The sequence below is a fragment of the Pseudomonas bubulae genome, from assembly GCF_900618535.1.
In the GTDB taxonomy this organism is placed as follows: Bacteria; Pseudomonadota; Gammaproteobacteria; order Pseudomonadales; family Pseudomonadaceae; genus Aquipseudomonas; species Aquipseudomonas bubulae.
Map to the genome: position 1 here is coordinate 427,600 of NZ_UYJA01000004.1, position 15,409 is coordinate 443,008.

A 15,409-nucleotide genomic window follows, 5' to 3' on the forward strand; every position below is an offset into this window, starting at 1 on the left:
TACTGGCAGGTTATGCGAGCACCCTGACCTGCATCCCACCTGGAGTAGCCGGCTGATGAAACGACTGTCTGACATCAAATTCTCGACCCTCGACCTGGTCCCTGTCCGCGAAAACGGCAGTGCAGCCCAGTCGTTGCGTAATTCGCTGGATCTGGCACAGCATGTGGAAAAATTCGGCTACAACCGTTTCTGGGTAGCGGAACACCACAACATGGATGGGATTGCCAGTTCGGCGACCTCGGTGTTGATCGGTTATCTCGCCGGCGGTACGTCAACCATCCGTGTCGGCTCGGGCGGCGTGATGCTGCCCAACCATGCGCCGCTGGTTATCGCCGAGCAGTTCGGCACCCTCGAAAGCCTGTACCCGGGACGCATTGACCTGGGCCTTGGCCGCGCGCCCGGCTCGGATCAGATGACCGCCCGCGCCCTGCGTCGTGAGCGTTCGGGCAGTGCCGATGATTTCCCGCAGGATGTGGCCGAGCTGATGCGCTATCTGGGCCCACGTACTCCCGACCAACGGATCATCGCCATGCCGGGCACTGGCACCAATGTGCCGGTCTGGCTGCTGGGCTCCAGTCTGTTCAGTGCACAATTGGCCGGTGAACTGGGTTTGCCTTACGCCTTTGCATCACATTTCGCACCACGGTTGATGCATGAAGCGATTCGCGTTTATCGCAACCACTTCAAGCCTTCTGCCGTGCTGGACAAGCCCTACGTGATGTTGGGCGTGCCGCTGGTGGCTGCTGATACCGACGAGCAGGCCGAGTACCTGGCCACCTCGGTGTACCAGCGAATCCTGGCGCTGATGCGCGGGCAGAGTCTGGTGCAGCGCGCGCCGGTGGCGACGATGGACGGTTTGTGGCTGCCCCACGAAAAAGAGGCGGTGATGAGTTTCCTGGGCCTGGCGATGGTCGGCAGCCCGCAGAAGATCAAGGCCAAGCTGGACGTGCTGGTCGAGCAGACCCAGGCCGATGAGTTGATTTTTACCTGTGATCTGTACGAACACGCAGACCGCATTCACTCGTATGAATTGCTGTCGCAGGTGATGAAAGGGGCCTGACGCAAAGGGAAGTGTGGGAGCGGGCTTGCTCGCGATGGTATCGACGCGACTGATCTGAAACACCGCAGCGTGCGCATCGCGAGCAAGCCCGCTCCCACAAGATCTACTACTGCGCTGGACTTACCCGCGCTTGTAGACAATTTCTTTGGTGCCGGCTTCGCAAGAGCCCACTACCTTGCCGTCAGCGGCAGCACCTTTTTCCACAACCGTCAGCGAATAATGTCTGGCGCCGTTAGCTTCAATCTTCGCCGCGATTTCGCTTTTCAGTTCTTCGCACGGCTTGCCCGCCGCGAACGCCGTTCCTGCCAGACTCAGCAAACCTACAGCCAATAAAAGCTTTTTCATCGGTCACATTCCCCGGTCAAAACAAAAAGGGTGCAATGCGAACATGCCGCATTGCACCCAGACTGTGTAGCGGACTTTATGGCAAACGGCCAGTCCACGGGGCAAAACCTTGCCTCAAATCAACTGCTGGCAATCCTGAAGCCGATTTTGAGCGTTACCTGATAGTGCGCCACCTTGCCGTCCTTGATATGGCCGCGGGTGTCGATCACCTCGAACCATTCAAGGTGCTTGATGCTTTTGTTGGCTTCGGCCAGTGCATTACCGATGGCGTCTTCTATGCTGGTCGGGGACGAGCCTACCAATTCGACTTTCTTGTAGGTGTGATGGTCAGACATAACGTTCTCCTTTGTCGTAAATCAAAGCCTAGCAGCGAATGTGCTAAATACTTTGTAGGCAATCTAAAAGGAAAAGTTCAGGTTAACTGCACTTTCTCACGCCCCTGTAGTCCGACTTAACAAGCACCTCACTCATCAATGCAGGAGAGCCCTAATGGCTAGCAACTCTTTACGTAAAGCCTCATTGCAAAGCATGGAAGCAGAGATCGAGAGCCTGCTCAAGTCTCTTGAAAGCCTCAAGCACGACGCTTCGGACGAGTCCAAAAAGACCCTTGGCATCCTCAAAAACAACGCCGAGAACGCGCTCAAGCATTCACGTCATCTGCTCAGCGATGCGCTGGAAGAAGTGAAGGACAAAACCCGCGAAACCGCGATCGCTACCCGTGAATACGCCCAAGAGCATCCGTATGCCACCGCTGGCGTTGCCATCGGCGCACTGGGTCTGCTGGCAGCCTTCCTGTTGTGCAAGCGCGGCAATTAATCTGCGCTGCGCGCAAGCTCTGCCTTGAGCCATTGCGCAAGTTGCCTGGCGCGCCCGTCTGCGGCGCGCTTGGGCAACCATAACGTCAGTTGCCCCGGGGTTTCATTGAAGCCCCAGGGCGCAGCCAGCCGTCCTGCTTGCAGGTCCTGGGCCACCAGCGGCTCGGGAGCAATCGCTACACCCAGCCCCGCAACGGCGGCTTCCAGCAAGTAATACAAGTGTTCAAACCCCTGCCCGTATTGCAAATCCTTCGTCTCAATTGCGTTTTTTTGCGCCCAGCTCGGCCATGCCTGCGGCCGCGAAGTGGTGTGCAGCAACGGTTCGTCGAGCAAGGCGCTGGCCGGGGCATGGCGCAGTTGTTCGTACCGCGCATAACGGGGACTGACCACCGGGCCAATGCGCTCGCTGGCTAATTCGTAAACCTGCATGTCTGCTGGCCAGGGTGGCTCGGCAAACACCAGCAATGCATCCAGCCCGGGGCGACGCGGGTCCAGATCGCCTTCACCGGCCGACAGGTGCAGGCGCAAGTCAGGCAAGTCGGCATTCAATCGGCCCAGGCGCGGAATAAACCAGCGCGCCAGCAAACTGCCTGAACAGCCGAGCACGAACGGAGCGTCAACCTGGCTTTGCGTGAGTTCAGCGCATACATTTATCAAGCGCTCAAAGGCTTCGCTACTGGCATCCCGCAAGCGGATACCGGCTTCGGTCAGCTTTAGCCCGCGCCCTTCCTTGACGAACAGGCTCACCCCCAGGTGCTCTTCCAGCACTTTCAATTGCCGACTGACGGCACCGTGGGTGACGTGTAGCTGCTCAGCCGCCTGGCTGACGCTGCTCAGGCGGGCGGTGGCTTCAAAGGCACGCAGGGCATTAAGAGGGGGGAGATCGCGGCTCATGGTATCTGTGAGTTTTCCTGACAGGTTACGGCGATCTTATCGGTTTTCATCCCGGGCTGTCACGGGTACAGTCAGGCCCATAGACCTTCGCCATTTTTTATCTGGAGCGTCACATGACTCAATCCACTTTGCGTACCGGCCCTGATGCCAATGGCCTGTTTGGCTCATTTGGCGGCCGTTATGTGGCTGAAACCCTGATGCCGCTGATCCTTGACCTGGATCGCGAGTACGAGCTGGCGAAAAAAGACCCTGAGTTCATCAAGGAGCTGGCTTACTTCCAACGCGACTACGTGGGCCGCCCAAGCCCGCTGTACTTCGCCGAGCGGCTGACCGAGTTCTGTGGCGGCGCCAAGATCTACCTCAAGCGCGAAGAGCTGAACCACACCGGCGCCCACAAGATCAACAACTGCATCGGCCAGATCCTGCTGGCACGGCGCATGGGCAAAAAACGCATCATCGCCGAGACCGGCGCCGGCATGCACGGCGTGGCCACTGCCACCGTGGCTGCGCGCTTTGGCCTGCAGTGCGTGATCTACATGGGCACCACCGACATCGAGCGCCAGCAGGCCAACGTGTTCCGCATGAAGCTGCTGGGCGCCGAAGTGATCCCGGTGGTGGCCGGCACTGGCACCCTCAAAGATGCAATGAACGAAGCCTTGCGTGACTGGGTGACCAACGTTGACAGCACCTTTTACCTGATCGGCACCGTGGCTGGCCCGCATCCTTACCCGGCGATGGTGCGCGACTTCCAGGCCGTGATCGGCAAGGAAACCCGCGACCAGATGCAAGCCCAGGAAGGCCGCCTGCCGGACAGCCTGGTGGCATGCATCGGCGGTGGCTCCAACGCCATGGGCCTGTTCCACCCGTTCCTGGATGACACCAGCGTTGAAATCATCGGCGTAGAAGCCGCCGGCTACGGTATCGAAACCGGCAAGCACGCAGCCAGCCTCAATGGCGGCGAACCGGGCGTGCTGCACGGCAACCGTACCTTCCTGTTGCAGGACGACGATGGCCAGATCATCGACGCCCATTCGATTTCCGCAGGCCTGGACTACCCGGGCATCGGCCCTGAACACGCCTGGTTGCACGATATCGGTCGTGTCCAGTACACCTCGGTGACCGACGCTGAGGCGCTGGATGCCTTCCACAAATGCTGCCGCCTTGAAGGCATCATCCCGGCCCTGGAAAGCGCCCACGCGCTGGCCGAAGTGTTCAAGCGAGCACCGACCCTGCCGGCCGATCACCTGATGGTGGTCAACCTTTCGGGTCGCGGCGACAAAGACATGCAAACCGTGATGCACCACATGGAACAGTCTCAACAGGAGCAACACTGATGAGCCGCCTGCAAACGCGCTTTACCGCTCTCAAGGAACAAAACCGCGCGGCGCTGGTGACCTTTGTCACCGCCGGTGACCCGGATTACGACACCTCGCTGGCCATCCTCAAAGGCTTGCCGGCAGCAGGCGCCGATGTGATCGAACTGGGCATGCCCTTCACCGATCCGATGGCCGACGGCCCGGCGATCCAGCTGGCCAACATCCGTGCATTGGGCGCCAAGCAGAACCTGGCAAAAACCCTGCAGATGGTTCGTGAATTTCGTACCGGTAACAACGACACTCCGCTGGTGCTGATGGGCTATTTCAACCCGATCCACCACTATGGCGTGGCGCGTTTTATCGCCGAAGCCAAAGAGGCGGGCGTAGACGGCCTGATCGTGGTCGACATGCCACCCGAGCACAACAGCGAGCTGTGCGACCCGGCACAGGCTGCTGGCCTGGACTTTATCCGCCTGACCACGCCAACCACAGACGACGTGCGCCTGCCGACCGTATTGGCCGGCAGCTCGGGCTTTGTGTACTACGTTTCGGTGGCGGGCGTGACCGGTGCCGGTTCGGCCACCACGGAACAGGTGAGCGCGGCTATCGAGCGTCTGCGTCGGCATACTGATTTGCCGATCAGCGTGGGCTTTGGTATCCGTACCCCTGAACAGGCTGCGGCAATTGCCCGCCTGGCCGATGGCGTGGTGGTGGGCTCGGCCCTGATCGACAAGATCGAGAATGCAGCGACGCCTGAACAGGCGGTGGATGGTGTGCTGAGTTTGTGTGCTGCGCTGGCTGAAGGTGTACGTAGCGCCCGCTAGATCAAGAGCCCCTCTCCCGGAGGGAGAGGGGACTGATTGGGGGATGTCACCACACATCGGCTCCCTCTCCCCCGGGAGAGGGCTGGGGTGAGGGCAAGAGGCTTACACAGTATTACTTCTGCGTCCCGTCATCATGCAGCAGGTTGGCCTGGGTCAAGTTGCTGCCTGCCGGTACGCTGCGGGTCAACCATACGTTGCCACCAATGGTCGAACCCTGACCAATGGTGATACGCCCCAAAATCGTCGCTCCCGCATAAATCACCACATCATCCTCAACGATCGGATGGCGTGGATGGCCTTTTTGCAGCTGGCCCGACTCATCCGCCGGGAACCGCTTGGCCCCCAACGTCACCGCCTGATAAATCCGCACACGCTCGCCGATAATCGCGGTTTCACCAATCACCACACCCGTACCGTGATCGATAAAGAAACTGCGGCCAATCTGCGCGCCGGGGTGAATGTCGATCCCCGTGGCCGAATGGGCGATTTCTGCGCTGATCCGCGCCAGCAACGGTAGCCCGGCACGGTACAGGTGGTGCGCCAACCGGTGATGAATCACCGCCAGAATTCCCGGGTAGCACAGCAGCACTTCATCGACGCTGCGCGCCGCCGGGTCACCGTGGTAAGCGGCCAGCACGTCAGTATCGAGAATGCTGCGCAAACCCGGCAATGCCAGGGCGAAGTCCTGAATCAGCAAGGTCGCCGTCGCATCCACTCCCTCATCCGGCAACCCGCCCTGACGCGCGACATAACGCAACTCCAGCCGGGCCTGGGTCAGCAACGCATTGAGGGCTACGTCCAGGGTGTGGCCCACGTAGAAATCTTCGCTCTCTTCACGCAGGTCCACCGGGCCCAAACGCATCGGAAACAAAGCACCGCAAAGAGCTTCAAGAATATCGGCCATTGCAGCACGCGACGGCAGCTCGCGACCGCCCTGTTCGCCACTGACGCGGCCGTTTTGCGTACGCCACTGGTTTCGCGCCGCGCGCAGTTGGCAGACGATGGCCTGCAATTGCCAAGGATTGGAACGATCACTCACGATGAATACTCCGCACGCTGGCGGCTGGATCAACCAGCCGCGAATAGGCAATGATTTTACGGTATCAAAACGTTTGCGACTCCGGCAATCAAGCCTTAACGCCGGCGCCAGAGGCGCCAACCCACCGCGGCGCTGATCAACAGTAGCAACCCGCCCAAAATGGCCATGCTCAAGCCGTGATAGCTGAATAGCGGCTTTTCGATGCGAATGTACCCGGGCTCGGCAAATAACTCGCGCAGTGCGGCATTTGCCTGCTCCAGGTTAATGGCCTGCAACTGCCGGGCAGGGTCGGCAAAACGGCCTTCATCGTAGTCTCCCAGCGAGGCCCAGTAGTAATCAGCCAGCGCACTGCTGCCTTGCACCGTCCACGCCTGACGGGAAATGGCCGTTTGCTTGAGTCGGGCAAACACCTGCGGATCCAGCCCGTCCTTGAGCAGCCGTGACGTGAGTTGCTGCATCACCTCACGGGCCCTGGGCACGTTCTCGCGTTCAAGATCCGCATTCAGACTCAGAAAACTCACGCCGCCAAACACCTCGCGCTCAGCCCAGGGGCCGTAAGACAAGCCGTGGTTGAGCCGCAGTTCGCTGTACAGCGCCCACTCCAGATAATCGCGCAGCAGGGTCCAGGTTTCATCGGATTGCCCTTCGATAACCGGTTCGGGCAGCAACCAGTGCAGGGTTGCCGTATCGCCCACCACACCGCGCACCAGCTCGCGCTCTGCGTCGGCCTTGGCATCGATGGCGGCCAGGGGACGGTGCTCGCTGGGGTCAACCGGCTCGAGGGCACCGTAGGCTCGCTCGAGATAAGCTGGCAAGAAACGGTCAAGGTCGCCGACGATAATCAGCGTCATGTTGTTGGGCGCGTACCACTTCTGGCGTACAGCCTCTAGTTGCTGGCGGGTAAGGTCATGCACTTCGGCCCGCTCGGCGCACTTCAGGCCCAATTCGACAGCCAGCTGGTTGCTGGCGCTGTGGCCCAGATCCTGACGGTCCAGCCAGCGCTGCAAGTGCGAATAATGGCCGCCGTCTTCGCGCTCGACCACCTGTTTGGCGTCGCTGATACGTTGTTCGGTCAGCTGGGTGCGGGTCAGCAACCCCAGCAGCAGGTCGAGAATCTTGCGCTGATTTTTTGCCGGGGCCTCGATCACAAAGGTGGTATCGGCGCTGCTGGTAAAAGCGTTCCATTCGCCCCCCAACGCTTGCATGCGCTCCTCCAGCCCCCCTTCACCGGTGTCGTCGATGCCGCTGAAGAGCAAATGTTCCAGCAGATGGGGCAATTGCTGATCGGCGCAGGAAAAGTCATCCATACCCACCCCCACCACCAGCCGAATAGCCACATGATCGCGATCGTTGTTGGGTTTGAGGATCAGTTGCAGACCATTGGGCAGTTGATAGCCCTCAACGCTGTAGCGATCCAGGGCAAAGCCTTGGGCAGCGCCAAGCAGCAAGCAGATAAACAGCAGGCAACGCATAAAAAATCCCTGAATTCTCGAATCCTTGAGCCCGTGCAGCTTAGTCGCTGCATAACGGCTGACAACAGCCCGACGTACAACGTTCAAGGCGAATGTTGCGTGTCGGCTGCGTCATCCAGCTCCAGGGCCCCGGTTTCAGAGGTCTCCAGCACCACGTAGGCGCTGCCGCAAAACAACGAGTTAAGGCGTTTCATGTCCGCGATCAGCTCCAGATGCATAGAACTGGTCTCGATACTTTGTGTGACTTTACGCTGCAAGCGACTTACGTGAGCGTGGGCCAAACGCCGCTCCTGGGCGCGAAAGCGGCGTTTTTCACGCAGCAATTGGCGGGCGTTCTGCGGGTCGGAATTGAGAAACACCGTCAGCCCAAGACGCAAATTATCGATCAACTGGGTTTGCAGGCCCACCAGCTCCTCCAGCCCTGTTTCTGAAAATGACCGGCGCTGGGAGGTTTTCTGCTGCTGGACTTTGCGCAGCATGCGTTCGATTACATCACTGGCAAGTTTGAGGTTGATCGCCAGTTCGATGATTTCAGCCCAGCGCCGACTGTCCTGCTCGCTTAAATCCTCCCGAGGCATTTGTGCCAGATAGAGTTTTACCGCGCTGTAGAGCACTTCGACTTCATCGCTCAACGTGCGCATTTCCGCGGTGATAGCCGTTTGCTTGCCGCGTAGAACGTCGAACATATTGACCAACATGGTGTCGATCAGGTCGCCAATACGCAGGGTTTCGCGCACCGCATTGGCTAGCGCCAGGCTCGGTGTATCGAGGGCGGCGGGGTCCAGGTGGCGCGGTTTGGCGACACCGTTGGTTTGCTCGCGCTCAGGCAGCAGCCAGGCGCAAATGCGCGCCATCAGGCCTACTGTCGGCAACATCAAGAAACAGCGGGCGGTGTTGTAGAGCAGATGGAAGCCGATCACCAACTCCTGGGCGCTATAGCTCAGGCTGTCCATCCAGGCCACCAGCGGGTCGAGCACGGGCATGATCAACAACAGGCCGATCAGCTTGTACAGCAGGCTGCCCAATGCCACCTGCCGGCCCGCTGCGTTCTGCATATTGGTACTGAGAAACGCCAGTATGCCGCTGCCGATATTGGCGCCAATCACCAGGCCGATGGCCACATGCAGGCTGATAACCCCCGCGCCCGCCAATGTGGCGGTCAGCAGCACGGCCGCCAGGCTTGAGTAAGACACCATGGCGAACAGGGCGCCAACCAGGGCATCGAGCAGAATATCGCCGGTCAAAGAAGCAAAAATCACCTTCACGCCTTGAGCATGGGTGATGGGTGTGGCGGCTTCGACAATCAATTGCAACGCCAGGATGATCAAGCCCAGGCCAATGCCCACCCGCCCCAGTTGCCCGGCACGGGTTTGCTTGCGGGTCAAAAAGAAAATCACACCCAGAAAAATCAACAGCGGCGACAGCCACGACAGGTCGAAGGTCAGCACCCGCGCCATCAAGGCCGTACCGACATCGGCACCGAGCATGGTGGCCAGCGCGGGAGTGAGCGCCATCAGCCCCTGGCCGACAAAGGAGGTGACCAGCATGGCCGTGGCGTTGCTGCTTTGCACCATGGCGGTAACCACGATCCCCGCGACAAAGGCAAACATGCGCCTGGAGACGTTTTGCCCGATGACATGGCGCAGGTTGGTACCGTAGACCCGCAAGATGCCGGTTCGGACGATATGCGTGCCCCAGATGAGCAAGGCCACGGCGGAAAGCAGATTGAGCAGGGTCAGCATGCTGGCTCCCTGTGGTAGATGTGTCTAAGGATCAGATAGCTGCGGGCCGTTCCTACAGATGTTTCTTAAGATGTAGTCGGCAATTGAGCAGAGCGCCAGCATCGCATAGCAGGGGCAGGGTTGAAAGATTAATACCTCGTAGCAACTGCCGAGGAACGAAGGCTGCGTCCGGCTGCGCAGCAGTCGTAAAATCGGCGATTGCGGTGTGTCAGGCACACCATAGGCTCAGACTTTACGACCGCTTCGCGCTCGAACGCAGCCTACGTTCCTCGGCAGCTGCTACGCGATTGCTGTGTTACAGCGTACTGAACAGCGGGAATGTGCCCAGCAGCAGCGCGGCGACCATGATGCACAGGCACACCAGAATCGCCCACTTGAGGGTGAAACGCTGGTGATCGCCAAACTCGATACCGGCCAGGGCTACCAGCAGGTAGGTCGAGGGCACCAGTGGGCTGAGCAAATGCACTGGCTGGCCGACAATTGAGGCACGGGCCATTTCGGCGGCAGTGATGCCGTAGTGGCTGGCCGCTTCGGCCAATACAGGCAGTACCCCGTAGTAGAACGCATCGTTGGACATGAAGAAGGTGAAGGGCATGCTCACCAGCGCGGTGATCACCGCCAGATACGGCCCGAGCGCAGGCGGAATCACGGCCAACAGGCTTTTGGACATGGCATCGACCATCCCGGTGCCCGACAGGATGCCAGTGAAGATACCCGCGGCAAAAATCAGCCCAACCACTGCCAGGACACTGCCAGCATGGGCCGCTACGCGGTCTTTTTGCTGTTGCAGGCAAGGATAGTTGACGATCATCGCGATACTGAACGCGACCATAAACAACACGGGCAGAGGCAGCAGGCCGGCAATCAGCGCGATCATCAGCGCCAGGGTCAATGCACCGTTGAACCAGATCAGTTTAGGTCGACGTGCATCCGGATACTGCGACACGCTGATTTCGCTGTGGTCGACTTCATCGCCGTGCAGGTGCAATTCGCCCAGACGCGCACGCTCGCGCTTGCCGTAGAACCAGGCGATGACCAGGATCGCTGCGCAGCCGGCGAGCATTGCCGGGATCATCGGTACAAAAATATCCGAAGGATCGACGTGCAGCGCACTGGCCGCCCGTGCTGTCGGGCCGCCCCAGGGCGTCATGTTCATCACGCCGCCGGCCAGGATGATCAGGCCGGCCATGATCCGCGGGCTCATCCCGATACGGCTGTAGAGCGGCAGCATGGCCGCCACGCAAATCATGTAGGTGGTCGCGCCGTCGCCATCCAGGGACACCACCAGCGCCAGCACCGCCGTGCCCACCGAGATTTTCAGCGGATCACCCTTGACCAGCTTGAGGATCTTGCGCACTGCCGGGTCAAACAGACCGGAGTCGATCATCAGGGCAAAGTAGAGGATGGCGAACATCAGCATCACCCCGGTAGGGGCCAGCTTGGTGATGCCTTCGAGCATCATCGGGCCGATTTTCGGGGCAAAACCGCCGAAAACGGCAAACAGGATGGGCACCAGAATCAGGGCGATCAGGGCGGAAAGACGCTTGGTCATGATCAGGTACATGAATGTAATGACCATGGCAAAGCCAAGGAAGGTCAGCATGAAAGTCACCCTTATTGTTGTAGTAAGGCGCTGACCGCGGGTTGTACGCGTGGCAGGCCAACCGGTCTGTTGCCGGTAATGACTCGATGCTAGAGAGGGAAGCTTTCAGCCAGCTTTCGCTGGCAAAAGTTCTTACAGAAGGGAGAGTTGCATAAATCCTTGCAGCAGCTGCCGAAGGAACGAGGCAGCTGCTACAAAGAGCGGGATTTAATCCAGCTTGAGGACTTTGGCCAGGACGATTTTCGGACCTTTCATCTTTTTGATGATGATGCGCAGGCCTTCGACTTCCAGTTGTTCTTCTTCGGCCGGAACCCGCTTGAGGGTGTCGTAGATCAGGCCCGCGACGGTTTCGGCTTCAACGTGGTCAAGGTCCACACCCAGCAAGCGTTCAATCTTGAACAACGGCGTGTCGCCGCGCACCAGCAGCTTGCCAGGCTGATACGACAGAATGCCGCGCTCGGCCTTGCGGTGTTCGTCCTGGATATCACCCACCAGCACTTCCAGCACGTCCTCCATGGTCAGGTAGCCCACCACCTTGCCGTCAGCTTCTTCAACCAGGGCAAAGTGCGCGCCGCCCTTGCGGAACTGCTCAAGCAACTGACTCAGCGGCATATGCCGCGACACCCGCTCCAGCGGTCGGGTCAGTTCTTCAAGGTTGAAGGTTTCGGGCAAGTGGTCCAGGTCGGCCAGTTCCAGCAGCAGATCCTTGATGTGCAGCAAACCGACGAAGGTGTTGGTGTCGGCATCATAGACCGGGTAGCGGCTGAATTTGTGGCGACGGAACAGCGCCAGGATGTCCTTGAGCGGCGCCTTGGAATCCAGGGTCACCAGGTCTTCGCGGGAGTTGGCCCAGTCGACCACTTCCAGCTCGCCCATTTCCACGGCAGAAGCCAGCACGCGCATGCCCTGGTCGCTCGGATCCTGGCCACGGCTGGAGTGCAGGATCAGCTTGAGTTCTTCACGGCTGTAAGCGTGATCGTGATGGGCACCGGGCTCACCCTGGCCGGCAATACGCAAAATCGCGTTGGCACTGGCGTTGAGCAGGTAAATCGCCGGGTACATGGCCCAGTAGAACAGGTACAGCGGCACGGCGGTCCACAGCGACAGGGTCTCTGGCTTGCGGATGGCCCAGGACTTGGGCGCCAGCTCACCGACCACGATGTGCAGGTAGGAAATGATAAAGAAGGCGGTAAAGAACGATACGCCCTTGATCACTTCAGGCGACGAGACGCCGATGGCGCCCAGCAGCGGCTCCAGGATATGGGCGAACGCCGGCTCGCCGACCCAGCCCAGGCCCAGCGAGGCCAGGGTGATACCCAGCTGGCAGGCAGACAGGTAGGCGTCGAGCTGGTTATGCACGGTGCGCAGGATCTGCCCGCGCCAGCCGTTGTCTTCGGCTATCGCCTCAACCCGGGTGGAGCGCAATTTGACCATGGCAAATTCGGCCGCAACGAAAAAACCGTTGAGCAAAACCAGGATCAAAGCAAAAAGAATCATGCCGAAGTCGGCGAAGAGTGTCGCGAGGGTCAAGCCAGGGGAAGGGTCCATGATGGAGTTTTACGGGTTCCGTCGTTACAGATAGGGAGGTATGGCCAAACAATGTAACGGCTGATGTAGCCCTTGCCTAGTGGGAAAGGGCTACAGGGCCTAGTCAATAAGTGTCTTTGGCTGGGGTTTTGTCACCTGGCCCGGTGCGAAATGGCAGGTGAAGGTGCTGCCGTGTCCCAATACGCTGCTGATCTCCAGCCGCGCGCGGTGGCGCAGCAACACATGCTTGACGATCGCCAGGCCCAGCCCGGTGCCGCCGGTGCTGGCGTTGCGGCTGGAGTCGACACGGTAGAAGCGTTCCGTCAGGCGCGGCAAATGCTTGTTGTCGATACCCACGCCCGAGTCCTGCACGCTCAAGTGGGCGCCCGCGCTGTCTGCCCACCAGCGAATGCGTACGCTGCCGCCATCGGGGGTGTATTTGACGGCGTTGAACACCAGGTTGGAGAACGCGCTGCGCAATTCGGCTTCGCTGCCCTTGAGCGCGCAATCGGCTTCCACGTCCAGGGTGATCGTCTGGTTGCGCTGACCGGACAACGCCTGGGCGTCGCTCTTGATCGAACGCAGCAAGCTGTCGATGGCCACCGGCTGGTTATCCGAGGGGTAATCCGTGGCCTCCAGCTTGGCCAGCAACAGCAGGTCGTTGAGCAGGGTCTGCATGCGTTCACCCTGTTGCTGCATTTGCGACAGGGGGCGCTTCCAGCGCGGGTTTACGTCGTCGACGTTATCGAGCAGGGTTTCAAGATAGCCACAGATCACCGTCAACGGCGTACGCAGTTCATGGGACACGTTGGCGATAAAGTCTTTGCGCATCTGCTCCAGTTGATGAATGCGCGTCACGTCGCGCACCAGCATCAGGTGTTCGTTGTTGCCGTAGCGGGTGATATAGAGCTGGATGCGCAAGTGATCGTTGACCGGCGAGGGGATATCCAGCGGTTCGCCATAATTACCTTGCTCGAAGTATTCCTTGAAGCGCGGGTGGCGTACCAGGTTGGTCACTGGCTGGCCGCTGTCCTGTGGCGTCTTGAGACCCAGCAGGGTCTCTGCGGCGAGGTTCCACCACTCCAGGTTGCCGTCACTGTCGAGCATGATCACCGCGTCCTTGAGCGCCGCCGTAGACTCTTGCACGCGATCGATCACCGCTTGCAGTCGCCCGCGTACGCGCTGGTCACGGCGCTGCAGGTGGTAGATGCTGTCGAACACCTCGCCCCACAAACCGTAGCCATCGGGCGGTGCTTCGTCGGGTTTGTGCTGGCGCAGCCACTCGTGCAGGCGCAGCAACTGCTTGAGGGTCCAGCCCAGATAGAACGCTAGGCCAATGGCCAGGCTCCAGCCGTAATAGCCACTGATCAGCCCGACCAGCAGGCAGCCAGTGACCAAAAGCAACAAATGACGGATCAGAGTGCCATGCCAGTTTTGATTCACGTCGCGCGAGTCCTTGCTTGCCGCTGGATCAGTGAGAGCCGGTATCAGGCCTTGGTGGAAAACCGGTAACCGGTACCACGCACGGTTTGTACCAGATTTTCGTAAGCCTCACCGAGCGCTTTGCGCAAGCGGCGGATATGCACGTCCACAGTGCGCTCCTCCACATACACGTTGCCGCCCCAGACCTGGTCCAGCAACTGGCCCCGGGTGTAGGCGCGCTCCTGGTGGGTCATGAAAAATTGCAGCAGGCGGTATTCAGTGGGGCCCATTTCGGCAGGGGTGCCGTCGATGGTCACGCGGTGGCTGATGGGGTCGAGCAGCAGGCCGCCGATCTCGATGGGCGATTCGGCATCGGCCGGGCCGGCGCGGCGCAGCACGGCCTTGAGGCGGGCGACCAGCTCACGGGGGGAGAATGGTTTGGTGATGTAGTCATCCGCGCCCACTTCCAGGCCCTGGATCTTGTTGTCCTCTTCACCCTTGGCCGTGAGCATGATGATGGGAATATCGCCGGTCAGCTCTTCGCGCTTGAGGCGTCGGGCCAGCTCAATGCCCGACGTACCGCCGGGCAGCATCCAGTCGAGCAGGATCAGGTCCGGTTTACGGTCCACGATAATGGCATGGGCATCCTGGGCATTATCGGCTTCAAGGCAATCGTAGCCCGCCATTTCCAGGGCCACGGCGATCATCTCGCGGATCGGCGCCTCGTCATCAACGATCAAAATGCTCCTGCCAACCATGCCGTAATCCTCTCGTCATTAAACTGTCTTGTGGCGCATTAGATAACGCAATTATTGCAGTCGTGTGACAGCTTTGGGGATGGGCGCGCGCTAACGGTTCGTGAACTACGCTTTAGTCTCAAATCGTACAACCACAAAAAGGACGATTCCAATGACATCTAGCTCGTTTTCCCTAAAGACATTGCTGCTGGCCGTAGCCTTCACCTTGCCCGGGTTGGCGTATGCGGCTGAACCGGCGATGACCAAGGACGGCATGCTGGTCGACCACAAAGGCATGACCCTCTACACCTTCGCCAAGGATGCGGGCGGCAAATCGATGTGCAATGACAAGTGCGCCGCCAACTGGCCGCCGCTGGCAGCCGAGAGCACAGCCATGGACATGGGCAAGTGGACGGCCATCAAGCGCGATGACGGCCACATGCAATGGGCCTATGACGGCAAACCGCTGTACACCTTCGTGATGGACAAGAAAGCCGGTGACATGACCGGTGACGGTAAAATGGACGGGGCGTGGAAGGTGGCCAAGCCATAGGAAGATCAAAAAAACCCTCACCCTGACCCTCTCCCAATGGGAGAGGGGACTAAAAGCAAA

At 59.7% G+C, this 15,409-nt stretch carries 15 protein-coding genes; 5 read left to right on the plus strand and 10 right to left on the minus strand.

What is annotated here, in order from left to right; genetic code table 11:
* Window positions 1-55 precede the first annotated feature (55 nt).
* Entirely contained in the window at window positions 56-1,060 is a 1,005-nt protein-coding gene (locus PPTH39_RS16555; RefSeq protein ID WP_095020613.1) for an LLM class flavin-dependent oxidoreductase, read from the plus strand.
* 120 nt (window positions 1,061-1,180) lie between these two features.
* Here PPTH39_RS16555 and PPTH39_RS16565 read toward each other — a convergent pair whose 3' ends face one another.
* Window positions 1,181-1,405 carry a DUF1161 domain-containing protein gene (locus PPTH39_RS16565; protein WP_094999632.1) on the minus strand — a complete coding sequence of 75 codons (225 nt, stop codon included), beginning with the start codon at window positions 1,403-1,405 and terminating at the stop codon, window positions 1,181-1,183.
* A gap of 119 nt (window positions 1,406-1,524) precedes the next feature.
* Entirely contained in the window at window positions 1,525-1,740 is a 216-nt protein-coding gene (locus PPTH39_RS16570; protein ID WP_094999631.1) for a dodecin, read from the minus strand.
* A gap of 154 nt (window positions 1,741-1,894) precedes the next feature.
* Here PPTH39_RS16570 and PPTH39_RS16575 point away from each other — a divergent pair, with 154 nt between their 5' ends.
* The gene (locus tag PPTH39_RS16575; protein WP_016782799.1) at window positions 1,895-2,221 is read left to right on the plus strand and encodes an ElaB/YgaM/YqjD family protein; all 327 of its coding nucleotides are present in this window, start codon (window positions 1,895-1,897) and stop codon (window positions 2,219-2,221) included.
* On the opposite strand, the gene PPTH39_RS16580 is transcribed toward PPTH39_RS16575, so the two are convergent.
* Window positions 2,218-3,114, minus strand: coding sequence for a LysR family transcriptional regulator (locus tag PPTH39_RS16580; RefSeq protein WP_130872210.1), 897 nt, complete (start codon window positions 3,112-3,114; stop codon window positions 2,218-2,220). The two genes, PPTH39_RS16575 and PPTH39_RS16580, sit on opposite strands and share 4 nt — an antisense overlap.
* Before the next feature lie 113 nt (window positions 3,115-3,227).
* Here PPTH39_RS16580 and trpB point away from each other — a divergent pair, with 113 nt between their 5' ends.
* Both trpB and trpA read left to right on the plus strand, forming a co-directional pair.
* Window positions 3,228-4,448: a tryptophan synthase subunit beta gene (gene trpB / locus PPTH39_RS16585; RefSeq protein ID WP_095020612.1), complete on the plus strand. Its 1,221-nt coding sequence runs from the start codon at window positions 3,228-3,230 to the stop codon at window positions 4,446-4,448.
* A complete protein-coding gene (trpA, locus tag PPTH39_RS16590; RefSeq protein ID WP_095020611.1) occupies window positions 4,448-5,254 on the plus strand; it encodes a tryptophan synthase subunit alpha in 807 nt (268 codons plus the stop codon). The genes trpB and trpA overlap by 1 nt, the downstream gene beginning before the upstream one ends.
* A 112-nt stretch (window positions 5,255-5,366) precedes the next feature.
* Here trpA and epsC read toward each other — a convergent pair whose 3' ends face one another.
* The 7 genes from epsC to phoB form a co-directional block, all read right to left on the minus strand.
* Complete coding sequence (epsC, locus tag PPTH39_RS16595) at window positions 5,367-6,293, minus strand: serine O-acetyltransferase EpsC (RefSeq protein ID WP_094999627.1); 927 nt, start codon at window positions 6,291-6,293, stop codon at window positions 5,367-5,369.
* A 95-nt stretch (window positions 6,294-6,388) separates the two neighbouring features.
* Window positions 6,389-7,765 (minus strand): M16 family metallopeptidase, encoded by a 1,377-nt coding sequence (locus PPTH39_RS16600; RefSeq protein WP_130872211.1) that lies wholly within the window; start codon window positions 7,763-7,765, stop codon window positions 6,389-6,391.
* Window positions 7,766-7,848: 83 nt separating this feature from the next.
* Entirely contained in the window at window positions 7,849-9,507 is a 1,659-nt protein-coding gene (locus tag PPTH39_RS16605; RefSeq protein WP_130872212.1) for a Na/Pi cotransporter family protein, read from the minus strand.
* A gap of 295 nt (window positions 9,508-9,802) precedes the next feature.
* A complete protein-coding gene (locus PPTH39_RS16610; RefSeq protein ID WP_094999624.1) occupies window positions 9,803-11,110 on the minus strand; it encodes a CitMHS family transporter in 1,308 nt (435 codons plus the stop codon).
* Window positions 11,111-11,317: 207 nt separating this feature from the next.
* On the minus strand, window positions 11,318-12,658 hold the full coding sequence (locus PPTH39_RS16615) for a hemolysin family protein (protein WP_094999623.1): 1,341 nt from the start codon (window positions 12,656-12,658) through the stop codon (window positions 11,318-11,320).
* A gap of 99 nt (window positions 12,659-12,757) precedes the next feature.
* The gene (gene phoR / locus PPTH39_RS16620; RefSeq protein WP_094999622.1) at window positions 12,758-14,080 is read right to left on the minus strand and encodes a phosphate regulon sensor histidine kinase PhoR; all 1,323 of its coding nucleotides are present in this window, start codon (window positions 14,078-14,080) and stop codon (window positions 12,758-12,760) included.
* Window positions 14,081-14,124: 44 nt separating this feature from the next.
* Window positions 14,125-14,817 (minus strand): phosphate regulon transcriptional regulator PhoB, encoded by a 693-nt coding sequence (gene phoB / locus PPTH39_RS16625; RefSeq protein WP_094999621.1) that lies wholly within the window; start codon window positions 14,815-14,817, stop codon window positions 14,125-14,127.
* A 151-nt stretch (window positions 14,818-14,968) separates the two neighbouring features.
* Between phoB and PPTH39_RS16630 the strand changes: the two genes are divergently transcribed.
* The gene (locus PPTH39_RS16630) at window positions 14,969-15,349 is read left to right on the plus strand and encodes a COG4315 family predicted lipoprotein (RefSeq protein WP_094999620.1); all 381 of its coding nucleotides are present in this window, start codon (window positions 14,969-14,971) and stop codon (window positions 15,347-15,349) included.
* Window positions 15,350-15,409 lie beyond the last annotated feature (60 nt).

Excerpts from the sequence above, each read along its gene's own strand:
- PPTH39_RS16555 (WP_095020613.1), top strand. The coding sequence starts at position 56 with ATGAAACGACTGTCTGACATCAAATTCTCGACCCTCGACCTGGTCCCT.
- PPTH39_RS16565 (WP_094999632.1), bottom strand. The coding sequence starts at position 1,405 with ATGAAAAAGCTTTTATTGGCTGTAGGTTTGCTGAGTCTGGCAGGAACG.
- PPTH39_RS16570 (WP_094999631.1), bottom strand. The coding sequence starts at position 1,740 with ATGTCTGACCATCACACCTACAAGAAAGTCGAATTGGTAGGCTCGTCC.
- PPTH39_RS16575 (WP_016782799.1), top strand. The coding sequence starts at position 1,895 with ATGGCTAGCAACTCTTTACGTAAAGCCTCATTGCAAAGCATGGAAGCA.
- PPTH39_RS16580 (WP_130872210.1), bottom strand. The coding sequence starts at position 3,114 with ATGAGCCGCGATCTCCCCCCTCTTAATGCCCTGCGTGCCTTTGAAGCC.
- trpB (WP_095020612.1), top strand. The coding sequence starts at position 3,228 with ATGACTCAATCCACTTTGCGTACCGGCCCTGATGCCAATGGCCTGTTT.
- trpA (WP_095020611.1), top strand. The coding sequence starts at position 4,448 with ATGAGCCGCCTGCAAACGCGCTTTACCGCTCTCAAGGAACAAAACCGC.
- PPTH39_RS16600 (WP_130872211.1), bottom strand. The coding sequence starts at position 7,765 with ATGCGTTGCCTGCTGTTTATCTGCTTGCTGCTTGGCGCTGCCCAAGGC.
- PPTH39_RS16605 (WP_130872212.1), bottom strand. The coding sequence starts at position 9,507 with ATGCTGACCCTGCTCAATCTGCTTTCCGCCGTGGCCTTGCTCATCTGG.
- PPTH39_RS16610 (WP_094999624.1), bottom strand. The coding sequence starts at position 11,110 with ATGCTGACCTTCCTTGGCTTTGCCATGGTCATTACATTCATGTACCTG.
- PPTH39_RS16615 (WP_094999623.1), bottom strand. The coding sequence starts at position 12,658 with ATGGACCCTTCCCCTGGCTTGACCCTCGCGACACTCTTCGCCGACTTC.
- phoB (WP_094999621.1), bottom strand. The coding sequence starts at position 14,817 with ATGGTTGGCAGGAGCATTTTGATCGTTGATGACGAGGCGCCGATCCGC.
- PPTH39_RS16630 (WP_094999620.1), top strand. The coding sequence starts at position 14,969 with ATGACATCTAGCTCGTTTTCCCTAAAGACATTGCTGCTGGCCGTAGCC.